This is a genomic window from Altererythrobacter lutimaris, assembly GCF_013371495.1.
Lineage (GTDB): Bacteria > Pseudomonadota > Alphaproteobacteria > Sphingomonadales > Sphingomonadaceae > Erythrobacter > Erythrobacter lutimaris_A.
Genome location: NZ_JABWTA010000001.1, coordinates 2290862 through 2310008 on the forward strand (window position 1 = coordinate 2290862; position 19147 = coordinate 2310008).

At 58.7% G+C, this 19147-nt stretch carries 19 protein-coding genes; 12 read left to right on the forward strand and 7 right to left on the reverse strand.

Features of this window, described 5'->3' with window-relative positions; all coding sequences use genetic code 11:
* Window positions 1-114 precede the first annotated feature (114 nt).
* Window positions 115-738, forward strand: coding sequence for a hypothetical protein (locus HUO12_RS11115; protein ID WP_232367381.1), 624 nt, complete (start codon window positions 115-117; stop codon window positions 736-738).
* A gap of 19 nt (window positions 739-757) precedes the next feature.
* Here HUO12_RS11115 and HUO12_RS11120 read toward each other — a convergent pair whose 3' ends face one another.
* Window positions 758-1771 carry a GDP-mannose 4,6-dehydratase gene (locus HUO12_RS11120; protein ID WP_176274431.1) on the reverse strand — a complete coding sequence of 338 codons (1014 nt, stop codon included), beginning with the start codon at window positions 1769-1771 and terminating at the stop codon, window positions 758-760.
* Window positions 1772-2101: 330 nt separating this feature from the next.
* Between HUO12_RS11120 and HUO12_RS11125 the strand changes: the two genes are divergently transcribed.
* Entirely contained in the window at window positions 2102-2740 is a 639-nt protein-coding gene (locus HUO12_RS11125) for a polysaccharide biosynthesis/export family protein (RefSeq protein ID WP_176273663.1), read from the forward strand.
* Window positions 2741-2762: 22 nt separating this feature from the next.
* On the opposite strand, the gene fabI is transcribed toward HUO12_RS11125, so the two are convergent.
* The 4 genes from fabI to HUO12_RS11145 all read right to left on the reverse strand — a co-directional run bounded on the left by fabI (window position 2763) and on the right by HUO12_RS11145 (window position 5960).
* Complete coding sequence (fabI, locus tag HUO12_RS11130; protein ID WP_176273664.1) at window positions 2763-3590, reverse strand: enoyl-ACP reductase FabI; 828 nt, start codon at window positions 3588-3590, stop codon at window positions 2763-2765.
* Entirely contained in the window at window positions 3587-4579 is a 993-nt protein-coding gene (locus HUO12_RS11135; RefSeq protein ID WP_332310408.1) for a YihY/virulence factor BrkB family protein, read from the reverse strand. The genes fabI and HUO12_RS11135 overlap by 4 nt, the downstream gene beginning before the upstream one ends.
* Window positions 4580-4588: 9 nt before the next feature.
* On the reverse strand, window positions 4589-5554 hold the full coding sequence (locus HUO12_RS11140) for a DnaJ C-terminal domain-containing protein (protein ID WP_176273665.1): 966 nt from the start codon (window positions 5552-5554) through the stop codon (window positions 4589-4591).
* An 85-nt stretch (window positions 5555-5639) separates the two neighbouring features.
* Window positions 5640-5960: a hypothetical protein gene (locus HUO12_RS11145; RefSeq protein ID WP_176273666.1), complete on the reverse strand. Its 321-nt coding sequence runs from the start codon at window positions 5958-5960 to the stop codon at window positions 5640-5642.
* A gap of 265 nt (window positions 5961-6225) precedes the next feature.
* Between HUO12_RS11145 and pdxH the strand changes: the two genes are divergently transcribed.
* Genes pdxH through HUO12_RS11160 form a run of 3 tightly spaced genes read left to right on the forward strand, consistent with a single transcriptional unit; the run spans window position 6226 to window position 8614 of the window.
* Window positions 6226-6843: a pyridoxamine 5'-phosphate oxidase gene (pdxH, locus tag HUO12_RS11150; protein ID WP_332310431.1), complete on the forward strand. Its 618-nt coding sequence runs from the start codon at window positions 6226-6228 to the stop codon at window positions 6841-6843.
* A complete protein-coding gene (locus tag HUO12_RS11155) occupies window positions 6840-7799 on the forward strand; it encodes a cation diffusion facilitator family transporter (protein ID WP_176273667.1) in 960 nt (319 codons plus the stop codon). Before pdxH ends, HUO12_RS11155 begins: the two co-directional genes overlap by 4 nt.
* A complete protein-coding gene (locus HUO12_RS11160; RefSeq protein WP_176273668.1) occupies window positions 7796-8614 on the forward strand; it encodes a PhzF family phenazine biosynthesis protein in 819 nt (272 codons plus the stop codon). The genes HUO12_RS11155 and HUO12_RS11160 overlap by 4 nt, the downstream gene beginning before the upstream one ends.
* Window positions 8615-8644: 30 nt before the next feature.
* Here the strand turns inward: HUO12_RS11160 and HUO12_RS11165 are convergent, their stop codons facing one another.
* Window positions 8645-9799, reverse strand: coding sequence for a serine hydrolase domain-containing protein (locus HUO12_RS11165; RefSeq protein ID WP_176273669.1), 1155 nt, complete (start codon window positions 9797-9799; stop codon window positions 8645-8647).
* Between the two features lie 34 nt (window positions 9800-9833).
* Between HUO12_RS11165 and HUO12_RS11170 the strand changes: the two genes are divergently transcribed.
* On the forward strand, window positions 9834-10184 hold the full coding sequence (locus HUO12_RS11170; protein ID WP_176273670.1) for a hypothetical protein: 351 nt from the start codon (window positions 9834-9836) through the stop codon (window positions 10182-10184).
* A gap of 16 nt (window positions 10185-10200) precedes the next feature.
* Here the strand turns inward: HUO12_RS11170 and mnmA are convergent, their stop codons facing one another.
* Window positions 10201-11355, reverse strand: a complete 1155-nt coding sequence (gene mnmA / locus HUO12_RS11175) for a tRNA 2-thiouridine(34) synthase MnmA (protein WP_176273671.1) — start codon at window positions 11353-11355, stop codon at window positions 10201-10203.
* Window positions 11356-11525: 170 nt separating this feature from the next.
* Between mnmA and HUO12_RS11180 the strand changes: the two genes are divergently transcribed.
* The 6 genes from HUO12_RS11180 to HUO12_RS11205 all read left to right on the forward strand — a co-directional run bounded on the left by HUO12_RS11180 (window position 11526) and on the right by HUO12_RS11205 (window position 19037).
* Window positions 11526-11870, forward strand: a complete 345-nt coding sequence (locus HUO12_RS11180; protein WP_176273672.1) for a hypothetical protein — start codon at window positions 11526-11528, stop codon at window positions 11868-11870.
* On the forward strand, window positions 11871-12170 hold the full coding sequence (sciP, locus tag HUO12_RS11185) for a CtrA inhibitor SciP (protein WP_176273673.1): 300 nt from the start codon (window positions 11871-11873) through the stop codon (window positions 12168-12170).
* Between the two features lie 246 nt (window positions 12171-12416).
* Entirely contained in the window at window positions 12417-12683 is a 267-nt protein-coding gene (locus HUO12_RS11190) for a GlsB/YeaQ/YmgE family stress response membrane protein (protein WP_176273674.1), read from the forward strand.
* 326 nt (window positions 12684-13009) lie between these two features.
* Window positions 13010-14203, forward strand: a complete 1194-nt coding sequence (locus tag HUO12_RS11195; RefSeq protein ID WP_176273675.1) for an efflux RND transporter periplasmic adaptor subunit — start codon at window positions 13010-13012, stop codon at window positions 14201-14203.
* 14 nt (window positions 14204-14217) lie between these two features.
* Complete coding sequence (locus tag HUO12_RS11200; protein WP_176273676.1) at window positions 14218-17718, forward strand: efflux RND transporter permease subunit; 3501 nt, start codon at window positions 14218-14220, stop codon at window positions 17716-17718.
* A gap of 95 nt (window positions 17719-17813) precedes the next feature.
* Window positions 17814-19037 (forward strand): DUF445 domain-containing protein, encoded by a 1224-nt coding sequence (locus HUO12_RS11205; protein ID WP_176274434.1) that lies wholly within the window; start codon window positions 17814-17816, stop codon window positions 19035-19037.
* Window positions 19038-19147: the final 110 nt, after the last annotated feature.

A 19147-nucleotide genomic window follows, 5' to 3' on the forward strand; every position in this document is an offset into this window, starting at 1 on the left:
GAGGATTTGCGCTGGATCAATGCGCGTCGCCGCGTTGCAGACCAATCTGTCTTCAGCTGGCATTCAGTGCCCGGAGCGCTTACATAAAGCCAGAATTGAACTGAGGACCTTCCGATGAAACGCTCAATCGCCGCCACTCTCCTTGCCAGCCCGGCACTCTTGCTTGCGGCGCCTGCTGCCGCGCAGGATGAAGCGGGTGACAAGGTCAATATGGTTATCGCTTACGATGAAAGCGAATGCCCGGAATCGGCTGCGGAGAATGAAATCGTCGTGTGCGAGATTCTCGTCGAGGCGGAGCGCTACCGTGTCCCGGCTGCCTTGCGCACCAGCGATTCGCCAGAGAACCGCTCGTGGTCGCAGCGCGTTGAAAGCATTCGTTACATTGGCGAGTTCGGCACAATGTCATGCAGCCCGGCGGGCGCAGGCGGCTTCCTTGGCTGCACGCAACAGATGATTGATGCGGCTTATAAGGATCGCAGCGAAGCTTCGAATGTCCGCTTTGCCCAGCTGATCGAGCAAGCGCGTGCGCAGCGTCTTTCTACGATCGACGAAGATGCTGCTGCTGAACAAGAGCGGGTCGAGCAGATCGAGCGCGAATATCTTGAGCGGCTGGAACGCGAGCGGGATGCGCCGCTTCCGGGCGAAGCGACCGAGACAGCTCTTCCGCCTTTGGTCGGACCGGAAGCGCCCGCCGATGTCGAGGATGCGGACGAAGACAGCGAAGCTGCGCCTGAGTAAGCGCGGGCTTCCCCTCTCATCAGATCTGATAATAGTCCCGATACCACGCGACGAAGTGCTTGATGCCTTCGCGAACGTCGGTTTGCGGTGCATAGCCGGTTAGCTCTTTCAGCAAGGTCGCATCGGCCCAGGTCGCCGGAACATCGCCTTTTTGCATCGGCATGAAGTTCTTCACCGCTTCGCGCCCGCATTCAGCCTCGATGGCTTCAACAAAATCCATCAGCCGCACGGTCTGGCCATTGCCGATATTGACCACGCGGTAAGGTGCAGCAGGCGAGAGGCTGTCCCATTCGGGAATGTCCTCGGCGCTGTCTGGCCGCTCAGGCGCTGAATCGACTAGCAAGCGGATGCCGCGCACAAGGTCTGCGACATAGGTAAAGTCGCGGTGCATGTCGCCCTGATTGTAAATGTCGATCGGCGTGCCTTCGAGGATGCCGCGCGTGAACTTGAACAGCGCCATGTCAGGCCGTCCCCACGGGCCATAGACAGTGAAGAAGCGAAACATCGTCGTCGGCAGATTCCATAGATGGGCATAGCTGTGGCCCATCGCTTCGTTGGCTTTCTTGCTCGCGGCATACAGCGTAAGCGGCGTGTCGACTTTCTGGTGCTCGTCAAACGGCATGTCAGTGTTCGCGCCATAGACGGAACTGGTGGAAGCCATCAGGATGTGATCGACTTCCAGCTCGCGCGCGCACTCCATCACATTGAATGTGCCGACGAGATTGGCTTCGATATAAGCACGCGGGTTTTCAAGGCTGTAACGAACGCCTGCCTGTGCTGCCAAATGCACGATAACGTCGGGCTGTGTTTCCATTGCGAGGGCATGGAGCCGCTCGAAATCTTCCAGCATGCCTTCAGTGGCGCTGAAGTTCGGGTTCTGCAGCAGCATCTGATGACGGCGCTGTTTGAGCGCGACATCATAATAGTCGGTCATCCCGTCATAGCCGACGACGCGGAACCCTTCATCCAGCAAGAGCTGCGAGAGGTGATAGCCGATGAAACCGGCAGAACCTGTGACGAGAACAGTGCGCATAACAGAGCTTGCCTTACGGCTCACATCCAGCACCGTCCAGCCGGGTTTGTGCATGATAGAAGGTAGACTGGTTGCGCGAACGCATATCGCTGTGCCACTAGGCATCCATACGTAGTGAGCGAAAGTTCGACTGCGCCCGACAACAAACGTGGAATGCCAAGGGCTTGGCTAAAAGTTTGAGTTGATTTGTACAGTGCGAAGAGCGCATGATGCGTTTTGCAAAGGGGATGGACGATCGTGAGCATGTCACACACTAAATCGGCATTGGTGAAATCGGGATTAGGATTGGCGCTGGCCTTGTCTCTTTCTGCATGCGCAGGCGACAAATCGGTGGCTGGGGCACCAACTATCGAAGTGGCAAACCTTGAGACGCTGCCGCGCCCGACTGCGACGAACCCCTTCCTGCTGACGCCGCTGTCCGAGATTGAAGTCAATGTCTATCAGTCGCCAGAACTCTCCGGCACTTTTGTGATCGATGAGAACGGCAATGTCCGCATGCCATTGATCGGTGATGTCGCAGCCTCAGGCGAAACGCCCGGCGCGCTCGCTCGGACATTGGAAGCAAAGCTGGCTGAGAAATTCATGCGCGACCCGCAAGTCCAGGTTCGCCCGACTCAATTCGATCCACCTTCGGTTGCGGTCGGCGGGCAAGTCACAAACCCAGGCACCTATCCGATCTCAACCTCGCGCTCGCTGATGCGCGCTGTGATCAATGCAGGCGGAAGCGCAGAATTTGCAGACAATGAAGATGTGCTGATTTTCCGCGAAGTCGACGGTCAGAGATATATCGGGGTCTACAATCTCGCCGGTATTCGCCGCGGTCACTATGAGGACCCGCCGATCTATGCAGGCGACATTATTGCCGTGGGCGATAACCCACGCAAACGGGCTATTGCGAAATTCCTTGAGGTGGCACCGCTGGTGACGAACTCGCTGATCCTGGTTGATCGCCTTAGCGACAACGACTGATCGGGCTCAAGCAGGCCGCGCTCTACTTCTCCAATGCTATATCAGGCGCGTCTTCCTGCTTCATGCCAACGGTATGATAACCTGCATCGACATGGTGCACTTCGCCTGTAACGCCGCTCGCAAGGTCTGAGAGGAAGTAGAGCGCCGAGCCGCCGACGTCATCGATCGTGACTGTGCGGCGTAGCGGGGAATTCAGCTCATTCCATTTCAGGATGTAGCGGAAATCGCCAATCCCGCTTGCTGCTAACGTCTTTACGGGCCCAGCGCTGATGGCATTTACGCGAATATTGTCAGGACCAAGGTCGTTCGCGAGATAGCGCACGCTGGTTTCCAGCGCGGCCTTGGCAACGCCCATGACATTGTAATGCGGCATGACCTTCTCAGCGCCATAGTAGGTGAGCGTCAGGATCGAGCCGCCCCCGCTGCCATCTTCGGCTCGCGGTGGCATCATCGCTGCCGCGCGTTTGGCGACGGCGACCAGCGAATAGGCCGAAATGTTCATTGTCATCAGGAAATTGTCGAGGCTGGTGTCAAGATATTTGCCGCGCAATTCATTCTTGTCTGAGAAGCCGATTGCGTGGACGACAAAGTCGATTGTTTCCCAACGCTCTTTCAAGGTCGCGAACGCGTTATCGAGTGAGGACATGTCCGAAACGTCGCATTCAAAAACAAAATCGCTGCCCAATTGTTCAGCGAGCGGTTTCACGCGCTTGGCAAGCGCCTCGCCCTGGTAAGAGAAAGCCAGCTCCGCGCCATGCTCGGCCAATTGTTTCGCAATGCCCCATGCGAGAGACTTGTCATTGGCGAGCCCCATGATCAGCCCGCGCTTGCCTGCCATCAATCCGCTCATTGGGTTTCCTTCTCATCTGTGCTCGCTTCCGAGCTGTCGCTGTCACCGCCCGCTTTGGTTAGCGCGATGGCGGCATTCAATTCCGCGCCAATAACCACTCCGAGGCCCACGAGCCAGAAAAAGAACAGCGCGACCATGATCCCGGCAAGCGAACCATAGGTGAGATCATAGGTGAATACGCTGCCAAGCACGAGCGGCATCAATGTCGCAACCACCATCCACCAGCTCGCTGTGAACAAGGCTCCGGGCCAGACGCGGTAGCCTTTGCCGCGAAAGCGCTCCGGCGTGACAGTGTAGAAGATCATCCAGAGCGATCCGAACAGCACAATTGCTGGCAAGCCGCGCGTGACCCGCAGAGTTGACACCCACTCCTCCATGTTCGGAATGAGTTCTGCAATCAATTGCTGCGCGGTCCCAATCAGGACTTGCACAACCAGGGAAACGATCAGCAGCACGACCGACACGAGTATCAGTGCGAAGCTGAACAAGCGATACTTCCAGAAGGCGTGCTTGGCCTCTGCGCCATAGGCGCGGCGCATGATGTCGCGGATGGTTTCGACCAAGCTCGACACGGTCCAAAGCGCCACCGCTGCACCGATCCATAACAGCCAGCCGGAGCGTGCTTCGATTACGTCTTGCGCGACAGGTGCAATCGTCTTGTAGACAGTCGGCGGCATCGCGCTCAGCACCGCGCCGATCATCTGCGCGCGCTCGGCCTGTTCGCCGAACAGCGTGAACAAGGCCGCGCCGAGAATGAAGAAAGGAAAGATTGCGAGCATCGACAGGTAAGCGAGATTGCCCGCGTGGATGAAGCCGTCATTATACGTGCCAACCGCGGCGCGCTTTGTCACGCGGAACACCCGCGAACTTGGCCCGAACCAGCACAGGATACGCTCGATCACGTGGAGGGTATCGTCCGGCACATGCGCTGGATCGCCGATCGCATCGCGCTCAGGGGTTTTGGAGGGTGGCGTGGGAGCTTCGCTCACAGGCTTCGTTTACACGCCCAGCTTCGCGCGCACATCCTGGCTGTCTTCCCAGCCGTCCAAGCGCTCTGTCAGCTCGTCGAGATTATCAGGCAGCTGAATCTCCAGCGTCACCAATTGATCCCCGCGCGAGCCCGACTTGGTGCTCCAGCCCTTGCCTTTAAGCCGCATCACAGTGCCGCCATCGGTGCCGGGCTTGATCGTCAGCATGACAGGGCCATCGACTGTCGGGCATTTGACTTTGCCGCCGCGCAAGGCCTCGCCAAGCGTTATGGGCAAGTCCATGCGGATGTTTTCGCCATCGCGGCGGAAGAACGGATGTTTGCCAACTTCGACGAGCACGAGGCCGTCACCGGGACCTCCTGCGCCTTTTTCGCCTTTGCCTTTAAGGCGCATTTGCGTGCCGTCCTCGACACCTGCAGGCAGCTTCAAGTCGATGGTCTTGCCATCGGCGAGCGTAATCCGTTGATCTTTGCGCGTGGCTGCATCGATAAAAGAGACCGAAAGGCGATAATTGATGTCTGCGCCTTTGCGGGGAGGGGGCGAGCGTCGCTGGCTGCCAAAGCCGCCTCCGAAATTGCCCGGCCCCGAGCGTTTGCGTCCGCCGCCGAACAGGCCTTCGAACAGGTCGGACAGGTCCATGTCGTCCCCACCGCCAAAGCCCTGGAAATCCTCCGCGCGATAGCCGCGCTGCCCGCCGCCTGGACGCCCTCCGAAGCCTCCCCCGCCGAAGCCGCCACCGAACGGATTGGTCGGATTGCCATCGCCGTCAATCTCGCCGCGGTCGAATTGCGCGCGCTTGTCCTTGTCGGACAAGAGATCATAGGCGTTGGTGACGTTCGAGAACTTCTCCGCTGCCTTCGGATTGTCCTTGTTGCGGTCAGGATGCAGCTCCTTGGCGAGCTTGCGATAGGCGCTCTTGATCTCCTTTTCAGAAGCAGTGCGCGCGACGCCAAGGGTCTGATACGGATCACTCATGGTGAGTTAGCTAGGTGCAACAGTGGCTTGGTGCAAGATGAATGCTCATCTGGGCTCAGAGCATTTCAACGATTGAAGGCCCCCATCAACTTCGGATGATGCCTTCGGCTTTACGCCTTTTGAAACGTCCGTGGACGAATCCTGCAGTGTAGAAGAAAAGGAAAATGAGCTCATAGCCAAGAAGGATCGTCGGCATGGCGAGATATTCAGTCTGCTTACCCTTAAGGAGATCTCCTACCAATACGACCACGACAGCGATCGTTGGCACACCGAGGAAATGCAACCAGAATTCGTACTCGAAGAAGTAATCCGTCTTCATTCCCAAACGCCACCAGATGAATGGTATGAAGAGGGGCAAGACGACAAACACCGCCAAAGCAACAATTATGACCATCCATTCCGGCATTACTGCAGACTAGCCAAACCTAAGCGGAAGCTCAATTCACCTCGCTTTCCTACCCCTGACGGGAAACATAGGAACGCGCGCATGTCCCGCGTCATGCCTTCGGCAATGCCTCATATGCCTTCGGCAATGCCTCATGCAAACTATGCGCTGCAAGCCGCGTCGAAACGTGTATGGAAAGCGCCTGAGATTTCATTCTCTGGACTGTGTAACATGTGTATCCAACAAGCAGGAAAACCGGCCCGTGCCTGAACCAACCGCTGAACAGATTGCGCGCCTTGCGACGAGCGAGATCCCGTCGGGCGCCGACCCCTTTGTGTTGTTCGAACGATGGTTTGCGAAAGCCCAAGAGAGCGAACCCAATGATCCCAACGCGATGGCGCTGGCGACTGCGACGCCCGAAGGTGCGCCGTCAGTGCGCATGGTGCTGTTGAAAGGGCATGGTCCTGAGGGCTTTACGTTCTACACCAATGCGCAGAGCCGCAAGGGCGGCGAAATCCGCGCAAATATGCAGGCAAGCCTGCTGTTTCACTGGAAGAGCCTGCGCCGCCAGATCCGCATCGAAGGGCCGCTAACTGAAGTGAGCGAGGAGATGGCCGATGCCTATTTCCACTCTCGGCCATTTGTGAGCCAGGTCGGCTCTGCTGCGAGCGACCAGTCGCGCCCGCTTGGCGATCGCCAGACCTATCTCGACCGGATCGAGCAATTGGAAGAAGCGTGCAAGGGCGCAGGTGAAGTGCCGCGCCCATCGCATTGGACCGGCTTTACGCTAAGCCCGCAACGGATCGAATTCTGGATGGACCGCGCGAACCGCTTGCATGACCGGCGCGAGTTTGTGCGCGGCGGACCCGACGAGGGCTGGCAGGACAGCTTGCTTTACCCATGAATGTAGCTCCGCAGTCTGACGCAGAGAGAACCCGCGCTGAGCTTACGCGCAGTGCCGCCTATGCTTCGATTGCTACGGCGCTCTTCCTTGTCGGACTGAAACTGTGGGCGACATACCGCACGGGCTCGACCGCGATGCTGGGCAGCCTTGCCGACACGGCGCTTGACCTGGTTGCGAGCATTGCGACTCTCGTGGGTGTGTGGATAGCGGCACAGCCTGCCGACGCAAACCACCGCTTCGGGCATGGCAAGGCGGAGTCCCTCTCAGCCATGTTCCAGGTCATCCTGATTGCGCTGTCAGCGGCCGGGATCGGCTTTCGTGCCATCAGTCGCTTGATCGACGGCGCCCCGACGCAAGGTCTGGAGGAAGGCGTAGCCGTCTCGCTCATCGCGATTGCGGCGACTTTCCTGTTGCTCGCGTGGCAGCGGCACGTGATCCGCAAGACCTCCTCAGTCGCGATCAAGACCGATCACTTGCACTACCAGACGGACGTATTGCTCAACCTTGCCGTGATTGCTGCGCTGGTGCTGGATCAGGTGATGGGCTTTGCGATGGCGGACCCGCTATTCGGCCTCGCGATTGCGGGTTGGCTTCTCTGGGGCGCGTGGCGTGCTGCCGGCGAAGCGATCGACAATCTGATGGACCGTGAATGGCCGGCCGAAAAGCGCGAGCAACTCGTCGCCATCGCCGCGCGTCATCCGGAGCTTGAGAGCCTGCATGATTTGCGGACTCGCTCGACCGGCACTCGCGACTTCGTGCAGTTCCATGTCGATTTGCCCGGCGACATGACCGTCGAACAAGCCCATGGCATCATCGAGCGGGTAGAAGCTGACATGCTGGCAGAGTTCCCCGATATGGAGCTGCTGATACATATCGACCCTGAAGGTCACGTCGATGAACCCGGCAATCCGCTGGCTGAAACTGACGAACTGGCAAAACTGGAGAAAGATCAATGAGCACATCGCCAACCGCAATCCCCTATTGGCATGTCGACGCCTTCGCGGCCTCAGCCTTTGGCGGGAATCAGGCGGCAGTGATGGTGCTTGACGAATGGCTGCCGGATGACACGCTGGTGAAGATTGGCGGCGAAAACCTGTTTGCTGAAACTGCATTCGTCGTGCGCGATGACACTGGTGAAGCGGATTGGGAGCTGCGCTGGTGCACGCCAACCTACGAGATTGCGCTGTGTGGTCACGCGACGCTGGCGGCAGGTCATGTCTTGCTGACGCGCGATGGCGGAGATCACATTCGGTTCCGCACGCGCAAGTCGGGTATCCTTGAAGTGCGCCGCGACGGAGACGGGTATGTAGTCGGCTTGCCTGCGACCGAGACCATGCCCGGCGATAGCGATGCGACGGCGCTCATGGGAGGCAATCCGACCGCGATCTATCGCCCTCAGGGCAAGGAGATCCGCTACCACATCTTCCTTTATGAAACCGAAGCCGAGGTCCGCGCGCTCGAACCGCAAATTCGCGCGCTGGGCGCTTTGGGCAAGGACCAGTTCATCGCCACTGCGCCCGGCGATCCGGGATCAGGCTATGACTGCGTGAGCCGCGTGTTTGTGCCGGGTGGCGGGGTCGATGAAGACAGCGTAACCGGATCCGCTCACTCGCTGTTGACCCCGTTCTGGGTCGCGCGATTGGGGCGCAACAATCTGCGCGCACATCAGGCAAGCGAACGCGGCGGCGACCTTACATTGCGGCTAGATGGCGAGCGCGCGTGGCTCGGCGGGCCATGTGTCACAGTCGTTGCGGGCGAGTTTTATCTCTGAGCTTTAGGGCCCGGCCACCCGCGCCCTCAGTCAACGGACGGGATACAATTCCAGAATATCCGCCAGCTCTTGCATCATCGCGATACGCTCTTCGCGGTTGGAATGGCCGAGCCGGACAATAGTGACCCGCTGGCTTGGTGAGACGATCACATACTGGCCCATATGCCCGATCATTGCGAACACGCTTTCAGGCGCGCGGTCAGGGAACAGAGGATGGGGCAAGTCCGAACCGGCCTCGCGATATTCGCGGTTGAGCCAAGTCTGATAGCCGTAATGCGGGCTCGCAGGGCTTGGCCGGACCATCGCGGTGACCCAGTTCGAAGGCACCAATTGTTCGCCCGTCGGCGCTTTGCCGCCGCGCCGCATCAGCTCGCCAAGCTTGGCCCAGTCGCGCGCGCTTGCATGCATGAGGCTTCCGCCTATCAGCGTTCCCGAAGCGTCAAACTCAGGCACCATGCTCGTCATATCGAGCGGCTCGAACAGGCGCGCTGCGAGATAATCAGCCACCGCTGTGCGCCGCGTTTCCGCATCATCGCTGCGGGTCAAAGCGCGCGCGGCAATGTCAGCGAGGATCACGCTGGTGCTGGAGGAGTATTCGAATGTCTCGCCCGGCTCGGCTTCCAGCGGTTGTTCGTTCGCCCAGCTCGCCATGTCGTCGCGCCCGTCAAGAAACAGCATGCGCACTTCAGACGATTCATAAGGTGGATCGCCTGCTTCGGTGTGGCGCAAACCGCTGCGCATCTGGAGGAGATGTTTAAGAGTAATCGCGCCGCGCGGATCGCCGGGACGCTGCCACAGGCTTACAGGCGCAGGCTCTTCAACGCTTAACCGACCATCGGCGACCAGCATGCCGATCAGCATCGCAGACACAGTCTTCGCCATCGACCAGCTGATATGCCGAGTGTCGGCATCATAGCCTTCGCCATACCGTTCCGCAGCAAGTTTGCCATTGGCGATAACGACCAGCGCGCGGGTTTCCCCGATACCTTCCTTCGAGAACAGGTCATCGACCTGCCGAGCGAGATCCTCGCGCGGTGCGCCCGCATCTTCGGCCACAGCTGCCATGGCTTCATCGCTCAAAGGCGCATCAACAGCTTCAGGTGCAGAGCAGCTCGCGCTCGCAAGGATTAGGGCTGGCAGCATGGCGAGGCTGGCGATAGAGGTGCGCGACCGTTTGAATTGCATGCGCGCTTCCTTGCGCAAGGACACAGGATTGGCAATGGCGAAAAGTTCCAAACAGTCGCAACGGGCGTCAAGCAAGCGCGGCTGGTGGACCTTGCTCGCCATCCTCGCAGCCCTTGCCGCAATTGGCTGGTACTATCGCGCGCCTATCGGCGGCTATACTGATGTTGCGACAGCCTATTCCGCGCGGGTTGCTTGCTCATGCCATTATGTTGCCGGGCGCAGCATGGATGACTGCGCGAAGGACAAGCTAGCCGGAATGGAGCTTGTGACGCTGAGAGCAAATGGCGACGCCAAGAGCGTGACTGCGCGCTTCCCGCTTATCGCAGCGAATACCGCTTATTATCGCGAAGGATATGGCTGCGTTCTGGAAAAGTGGGAAGACTGACCCAGCTGGAAAGGCTTTAGGCCGCGCTGGCTGTCTCTTCGATCCAGCCGCCACCGATCACGCGCTCGCCAGCATAGATCACCGCCGCCTGACCGGGAGCAACGCCATATTCAGGCTCGGCAAAATGCACCCGCGTTTCCGCTCCATCACCGAGCGAGCCTTCAAGCGTGACAGGCACAGGCTTCGCCAGACTGCGCACTTTTGCGGTTAGCGGGCTATCGGGCAGCGGGCCGATACGGTTGGTTTCTGTAATGAGCGCCGCTGACGTTGCGAGCATGCGCTTGGGGCCAACACGCACTTCGCGCGCCTCAGCATCGACGCCGACCACATAAAGCGGCTCTGGCTGGCCGCCGATCTGAAGACCTTTGCGCTGACCGACCGTGAAGTGGATGATGCCCTGATGCTCGCCCAGCGTCTCGCCGGTCTGTGCGTGAACAATCGCACCCGGCACGCCGCCTTCTGGACGTAGCTTCTTAACAATGCCTGCATAATTGCCATCAGGCACGAAGCAGATGTCCTGGCTGTCAGGCTTGGCCGCATTGCGCAGCCCAGCCTGCTCAGCAAGCTCGCGCACTTGCGATTTGGGCAGGCCGCCAAGCGGAAAGCGCAGATAATCCAGCTGATCGTCTGTCGTTCCGTAAAGAAAATAGGACTGATCGCGCGCTGGATCGAGTGCACGATGAAGCTCAGGGCCTGCTGCACCCATGACGCGCTGCACATAATGGCCGGTAGCAAGGCAATCCGCACCAAGCTCGCGCGCCATACGGAAGAGGTCGGTAAATTTCGGGCCCATATTGCATCGAATGCATGGGACCGGAGTACGCCCGGCAAGATATTCATCGGCAAACTGTTCAACCACATCTTCGCGAAACGCGCTTTCATGGTCGAACACGTAATGCGCGATGCCGAGCCGGTCAGACACAGCGCGGGCATCGGCAATATCATCGCCTGCACAGCATGCGCCTTTGCGCCCAGTCGCAGCGCCGTAGTCGTAAAGCTGGAGCGTGAACCCGATAACTTCGGCCCCGCTCGCTGCCGCTAAAGCTGCCACAACAGAGGAATCCACGCCGCCGGACATAGCCACGACGATACGGCTTTCGCTTGCCGGCTTGGGCAAGCCGAACAGCGCTTCAGGCGAAAGCCCGGCGTCGGAGAGTGTCATGTCCGTCATGGGAGCGCGCGCATTACATGGTGCGGCGCAATAAATCCAGCAAGGCTTTGACGGTGGTGAAAGTGCGGGCCGAGACGCCGTTGCGCTAGGCAATTCGCGTTAAACAGTCCTAATTCGAGGTAAATGCGCGCTTTACGAAAACTTGACTCGCGCGCGCTAAACCCGAGGCCATGTTGGAAAACTCGCTCTTCAAGAATGCACAGCTGAGCAATAGCGCCGCCTCTGGTTTTCAGGGTCGTGCTTTGCATGCGGTTGGCTGGAATGATCTGACAGCGCGTATCAATGCGGCGCGCGATCTTCGCGAGCTGTTGAAGCAGGATCTCGTTCTGGGCGCTGCCAGCTTCACGGATGCGGCTGCGGGCTATTTCGTCCCCGGCGAAGAAAGCGAACGGAGCATTAACCACAATGCTTTAGGGGCTTCTAAAGGCTTGGAAGATAATGAGTTGAACATTCATAGTGCAGCGGGAGTCGATCTTTCGGATGACTCTCACAATCAAGGTTGTCGAGAACAATAAATGATCGAAAATCAGGACATCCGCCCGTCAAAGGTCATTGGGCCCCTGGGAGAGCCATTGACGCTCGACGACTTGCCTCCGCCCGAGACCAAGCGCTGGGTTGTGCGTCGCAAGGCGGAAGTGGTTGCTGCGGTGAATGGCGGCTTGCTTACTATTGATGAAGTACTTGAGCGTTATGGTTTGACGCTTGAGGAGTTCGCCTCGTGGCAGCGCGCCGTTGACCGCTCAGGCATGCAGGGCCTGCGGGTCACACGCATTCAGCACTATCGCGACCTGTACGAGCGTCAGTTGAAATACTGATCATTTTGGACTGCTTGCCGAGCGCAAGTGGCCATTTCGCTAAGACCAAGCCGTTCGGTTGATTCCGGGCGGCTTTTTCGTTTCTGCGGCGATGCAGTTTCGCTCCGTTTTGGTGTTTTTGCTAAAACTCGTCTAATCCCACCCCGCGTCGTTTGCGGGAAGCGCGGGCTTGTACCTTCTTGGAACGCAGAGCGGCTGGCCTCATTGATAAGATGTAGGTTATTCAAAACACAGGAGGAATGGGAAATGGGTTGGATTATTGCACTGATCGTTGGCGGTGTTGCTGGTTGGCTGGCAAGTCTGGTGATGAATCGGGACGCCTCGATGGGCATCTTCTGGAATATCGTGGTTGGCTGTGTGGGCTCTGTGATTGGTAACATGATCGCCGGTCCTGTGCTGGGCATTACCGGTAGCGTTCAGGAGTTCTCGCTTGTCGGGTTGGGCGTAGCGGTCGTCGGTGCGGTTGTATTGCTCGGCATTGTAAACCTGATCCAGCGCGGCCGGGTTCGCTAGAGCACACAAACATCGCCTCTGCTCGAGGCGTTATTACAGGATTGTAATCCTTTATATGGGGGCGGCGCGGACAGCGTCGCCCTTTTGCTTTGGCGCGAGTTTGGTGTTTTTGCGCAAGATTGGCCTCGCGCGAGCGCGCTTTGAGCGATGCCAAAATGCATCATCTATTAGGCAAATGTCGCTTGTCGGGAGCATTTGGCAGTTCAGCGAATTATCCTGCAGATACCAATGCTTCGTTGCCCCACGCGCGCATCAGGTCTAATAGGTATTGCACTGGGTGAGTTATTTGAATAATACACCTCTGCGTCAAAGCGAAAACTGAGCCTATGAACTACGAAAGCAAATTCAGCGCAGAAGCCGACAGTTCGAGCCTGTCTGACTATGATCTGTCGGGCGATCGTCGCTCTGGCTTGAGCCGCAAATGGCTGATTATCGGCCTGATCGGTCTGCTTTTGGCGGGCGGCGCCGCTTTTGCATTCTGGCAGGGGCAGACCGCGTCGCAAGTCGCAGCTGGCGATCGTCAATCGCAGGCCTCCAGTGTAACGGTTATTGTGCCGGGCCAAGCCAACATTCTGGGCCAGATCACAGCCAATGGCTCGATCGCGGCACGGCGGGAGCTTCCGGTCGGAGTGGTCGGCGAGGGTGGGCGCGTGGTCTCTGTGCCGGTGGAGCAGGGCCAATGGGTCCGTAAGGGTCAGGTGCTTGCCGCGATTGATCGCTCTGTGCAATCACAACAGGCGCGCAGTGCAGCGGCCAATATCGAAGTCGCCCGGGCGGACGCAAAACTGGCGCAAAGCAATCTCGACCGCGCCATGCAGCTGGTCGAACGCGGCTTTGTCTCGCAGGCGAATATCGAACAACTCACAGCCACGCGCGATGCGGCTCAGGCGCGAGTGACTGTGGCTCAAGCGCAGTACCGTGAGCTGCTGGCGCGCAATGCGCGGCTCAATATCGTTGCGCCCGAGTCCGGTTTGCTGCTGCAACGTAATGTCGAGCCCGGTCAGACGGTGAGTGCCGGCTCTGGCACATTGTTCAGCATCGCCAAGGGTGGTGAGATGGAGCTGCTTGCGCGTGTGGGCGAAAGCGAGCTGGCCAGGCTTTCGACCGGTGCAATGGCAGAAGTCCAGCCGGTGGGGTCGAGTGCAACATTTGAAGGGCAGATCTGGCAGATCGAGCCAACGATTGATCCTCAGGATCGTCAGGGAACCGTGCGTGTCGCTCTCGCTTACAATCCCGCATTGCGGCCCGGTGGATTTGCCAGTGTGAATATCTCTACCGGAAAAATCGATGCGCCCATCCTTCCTGAAAGCGCCGTTCTGAACGATGCTGAAGGAAGCTATGTCTATATCGTCGATAACGAGAACAAGGCGCGACGCCGCGCAGTAACAGTTGGGCAAAGCACCCGTGAAGGAATAGCGATAGCTTCAGGCCTCGACGGGAGCGAAAGTATCGTGCTGCGGGCCGGCGGCTTCCTCAATCCGGGCGAAACGGTGAATCCGATCCGCGAGGACGCGCAGTAGCGCGAAGGCTTCGAATGAATTTCCGCAACCTCTCTGCATGGTCGATCCGTAACCCGGTTATTCCGTTGGTTCTGTTTACTGCGCTGTTCTTCGCCGGGATCATGAGCTTCCTGCGGATGGATGTGGTGAACAATCCGGATATCGAGTTCCCGGGCGTTTCCGTCGGCATCTCTCAGCCGGGCGCAGCGCCGACGGAGATCGAGAACCAGATCACGCAGCAGGTCGAATCGGCGGTGCGTGCGCTCAATGGTGTACGCAATATCAGTTCGACCGCTCGGGAAGGCTTCTCCAGTACGTTCGTCGAATTCGAGATCGGGACCGACCCGAACATCGCGGTCGCAGACGTAAAGAATGCGATTGACCGGGTCCGCGGGTCGCTGCCTGACGGCATTCTCGAACCCAATGTGCAGCGCGTCGATATAGCAGGGGGCTTTCTCGGTATCTTCGCTGTTCAAGCGGACGACATGACAATCGAGCAGCTGAGCTGGTTCATCGATGACACGATCGCCAAGCGGCTTCTGGCGGTTGAAGGCATGGCTGAAGTCAACCGCTTTGGCGGGGTCGATCGCGAGATCGAGGTCTTGCTCGATCCTGTGAAGATGCAATCGCTGGGCGTGACCGCAGGTCAGATCAACTCTGTTCTGCGCCAGTCCAATATCGATGCCGGTGGAGGCATGGCTGAGGTAGGCGGCACGCGCCAGTCGGTGCGTGTGCTGGGCAATAATGAGAGCGCGTTCGAGTTGTCGCAGCGCCAGATACAACTTGGTGGCGGTCGGACGATCCGCTTGGCGGATGTCGCTCAAGTACGCGATGGCTATAGCGAACAGACCTCAGTTGCTACATTGCGAGGCCGCGAAGTCGTGAACTTCAGGCTGGCCCGTGCGAAGGGCGCTTCGGACGTAACGGTTTATGCTGAAGCGCAAGAAGTGCTCGACCAGATCCAAGCGGAAAATCCGGGCATTGAGTTCTATCAGCTTTTCAACACGGTTCGTTACACCAAGGACCAATACGAAAGCTCGATCAGAGCGATGGTCGAAGGCGCAATCCTTGCCGTCGTCGTCGTGTTCTTCTTCCTCCGCGATTGGCGCGCGACGATTATCTCGGCGGTCGCAATACCATTATCGGCTATTCCGACCTTCTGGTTCATGGAGCTGCTGGGCTTCAACCTGAACCAGCTTTCGCTATTGGCTCTTGCGCTGGTGGCCGGGGTGCTCGTTGATGATGCGATTGTGGAGATCGAGAATATCGTGCGCCATATGCGCATGGGCAAGACCGCCTATCAGGCGTCGATCGATGCCGCCGACGAGATCGGCCTCGCCGTTGTCTCGACCAGTTTCTGTATCGTCGCGGTGTTCTTGCCGGTCGGCCTGATGCCGGGCGTGAGCGGCCAGTTCTTCAAGAACTTCGGCCTTACCATCGTTATCGCAGTGCTTATGAGCCTCGCCGTCGCACGCATGATCACACCGATGATGGCGGCCTATTTCCTGAAGTCCAAAGGGCATGCGACGCATGGCGAAGGCAAATGGATGGATCGCTATATGCGGGTGCTCGCGTGGTCGCTTGATCGCGGCAAGCTGCACGCTCGCCGCGCTGGACTGCCAGGGCCAAGAAGGCGGTGGGCATATGTGCTGAGCTTCTTGCTCGTTATCATCCTTGCAATCCTTACGCCTGGCGCTGCAGTGCTTGGCTCATGGAGTGTTCTGTCCGGCCTTGATGTCGCAGGCACACTGCTTGGGGGCGTTGGCCTCAGTGCATCGGAAGGCGTGGGTTTTGTCATTGGCCGGCTGTTGCTGATCCTTCAGATTGCTTTGGCAACTGCCTTGGGATTTGTCGCGGTGCTCTTGCTGCTCGCGATCCTGCGAGCAGTGACTCGCATGGTTGGCTCCGGCATCCACAATAGCTGGCAGTACCTTGAAGCGCGTTTCTATGATCACCGTGTCTGGATGCTTGGGGTGGGATATTTTTCGTTCCTGCTTACGATCCTTTTGTTCATGAACCTGCCGTTCCAGTTCGATCCGGAAGTCGACAATGACAATAGCGAAGTCGAAATCGAGATGGTGCCGGGCACTACGCTCGCCTCGACGCAGCGCGTGGCCAGTGAGATCACGGCAATCATGGAAGAGCAGCCTGAAGTGGACAGAGCGCTTCAGGTCGTTCGTCAGGGTTCCGCGACGATCTACATGCAGCTGACAAATGACCGCGAGAAGAAGTCCTTTGAATTCGAGCGCGGCCTGTCTCAGACGCTTGCTCAGCATCCCGACGCGCGTGTGCGTTTCCAGTCATCGGCTGGACCCGGCGGCGGCGGCAGCGGGCGTGACCTCTCTGTCATGCTGGCAGGATCCGATCCTGTCCTATTGAACGAGACAGCGGGACAATTGGTCGAAGAGATGAAGGGTCTCGATACAGTTGTCGCACCGCGCATTTCAGCCGATCTCAGCCGCCCGGAACTCATCGTGCGTCCACGGCCCGATCTTGCTGCAGAGCTTGGCGTTACGACAGCGGCACTGAGCCAGGCCATTCGCATCGCGACTATGGGCGAGATCGAACAGAACGCCGCCAAGTTCTCATTGTCTGATCGCCAGATTCCGATCCGGGTGAAGCTCCCGGTCGAATCGCGGCAGGACCTGTCCACTATCAAGAACCTTCCCGTTCCGATCGCTTCGGGCGGGTCGATCCCGCTTGGCAGTGTGGCTGATATCAGCTTTGGCGCAGGTCCGACGTCGATCCAGCGCTACAATCAAAGTCGCCGGGTGTTCATCGGTGCTGACCTTGCGCCAAACATTCTGCGCGGTGTAGCGATGGAGCAGATCAATAATCTTCCCACCTTGCAGAACCTGCCGCAAGGTGTGAACCAGGATGCAGTGGGTGCAGCGGAGCTCGAGCAAGAGCTTTCGACTAACTTCACCAACGCGCTGATCGCCGGCGTGCTGTTGGTCTTTGCTGTGCTGGTGCTGCTGTACAAGCGCCTCATGAGCCCGCTGGTCAATATGACGTCGCTGGCTTTGGCGCCGCTCGGCGGGATATTCCTCGTCTGGCTGGTGGGCCAACCGCTCTCGATCCCGGTTCTGATCGGCATCTTGTTGTTGCTGGGTATTGTTTCCAAAAACTCGATCCTGCTCATCGATTTTGCGATCGAGGAGATGGAGACCGGCAAGCGCAAGCTCGATGCGATCATGGAAGCAGGGCACAAGCGTGCTCAGCCGATTGTGATGACCACAGTTGCAATGACAGCAGGGATGGTTCCAACAGCGATCTCGCTCGGTGGTGATGGCGCATGGCGCGAGCCGATGGGCACTGTTGTGATTGGCGGCCTTATCCTGTCGACGCTGCTCACCTTGCTGATTGTTCCGGCTGGTTTCAGCCTGGCAGATGGGTTCGAGAAGCGCGCCGGTCCGTGGCTACGTACACGCTTCCTTACCTTCAAGCCGGGCGATGATCGCTACGATGACGAGCCCGCCGGGCAGAAGGGTGCGGGCGGTCCGGGAATGCGCCCCGGCACCGAACCGGCAGAGTAACTCTCGCAGTTCGCAAGCTAAACATGGCTGACGCGCCAACCTCTCCAGACTATCGCTTCGGTGGAGCGCCGCTTCCGCCTGACCGCGCGCGCCGGATGCGTTGGACCGCCACCGGACTTCTGGTCGCGATGGCGGTGATGTTCTTTTCAACGCGGCCATTCCTCGATGACCATGTCGCCTGGGGCTACGTGCATGCGTTCGCTGAAGCGGCTATGGTCGGCGGACTTGCCGACTGGTTTGCAGTGACCGCGCTGTTCCGCCATCCGCTTGGTCTTCCGATCCCGCATACTGCGATCATTCCCGAAAACAAGGACCGCATCGCGGACACCATGGCGCAATTCCTGCGCGACAATTTCCTTACGCCTGCGGTTGTTGCGCGGCGGATGCAAGGGATGAACGTCGCCAAGGCTGCAGGCGAATTCCTGACCGCACGCCCCGATGCCAGTGGCGACAATCGGTCGCGTATCACAGCAGGCGCAGCAGAGCTTCTTGCTGAAGTTCTTGAATCGCTCGATCCGGACAGGCTCGGCAATCAGGTGCGCAGCGGACTTGCCGGACAATTCGCCAAGATCGATGTGTCGCCTTTGCTCGGGCGCATGCTGGAAGGCGCGATTGCCGACGGGCGGCACATGCCGCTGATGGATGGCTTCATTCGGTGGGCGGGCCTGACGCTTGAAGACAATGAAGAGACCGTTCGCGACATCATTCACGAGCGCGCCAATGCAGTCTTGCGTTGGACAGGGCTTGATGAGCGTATTTCCGCCTCTGTGCTCGATGGCCTGTATAAGCTTTTGGCCGAAGTGCTGGTTGATCCCGAGCACCCCTTGCGCGGAAAGATCGAAGAGGGTCTCGCGCAGCTCAGTCAGGATTTGCAGAATGATCCCAAGACCCGTGACCGAGTGGAGGCGATGAAGCGCGATCTCATCGAGAATCCTGCGGTCGCTGAATGGTGGATGGGCGTGTGGGAGCGTATTCGCCGTTCGCTGATCCGCCGTGCTCGCGATCCGGAAGGGACGCTGGGCGAAGAGATGCGCAAAGGTCTCGCGGAAATGGGCGAGGCCCTGCAAAAGGACAGGCGCTTGCAGATGCAGATCAATCGTTTCGCGCGCCGCACCATGGTTGGTGTTGCCACGCGATATGGCGATCAGATCGTTCAGCTGGTCTCAGAAACGGTCAAACGCTGGGATGCTGTGACCATTACAGGGCGCATTGAAAGCGCTGTCGGACGCGATCTGCAGTTCATCCGCATCAACGGGACTCTGGTCGGCGGATTGGTCGGGATGACGCTTCACTTCATTGACGGACTGCTCTTCGGCTAAGCAAGACTGCGTAGGTCTTGCGCTAGCGTCGAGCGTCAACAGCCTAAGATCATTGAGCTTTCTCGATTCTCATCCGCCCACGTAAGACTACCTAGGCGCGTGACAGTCTC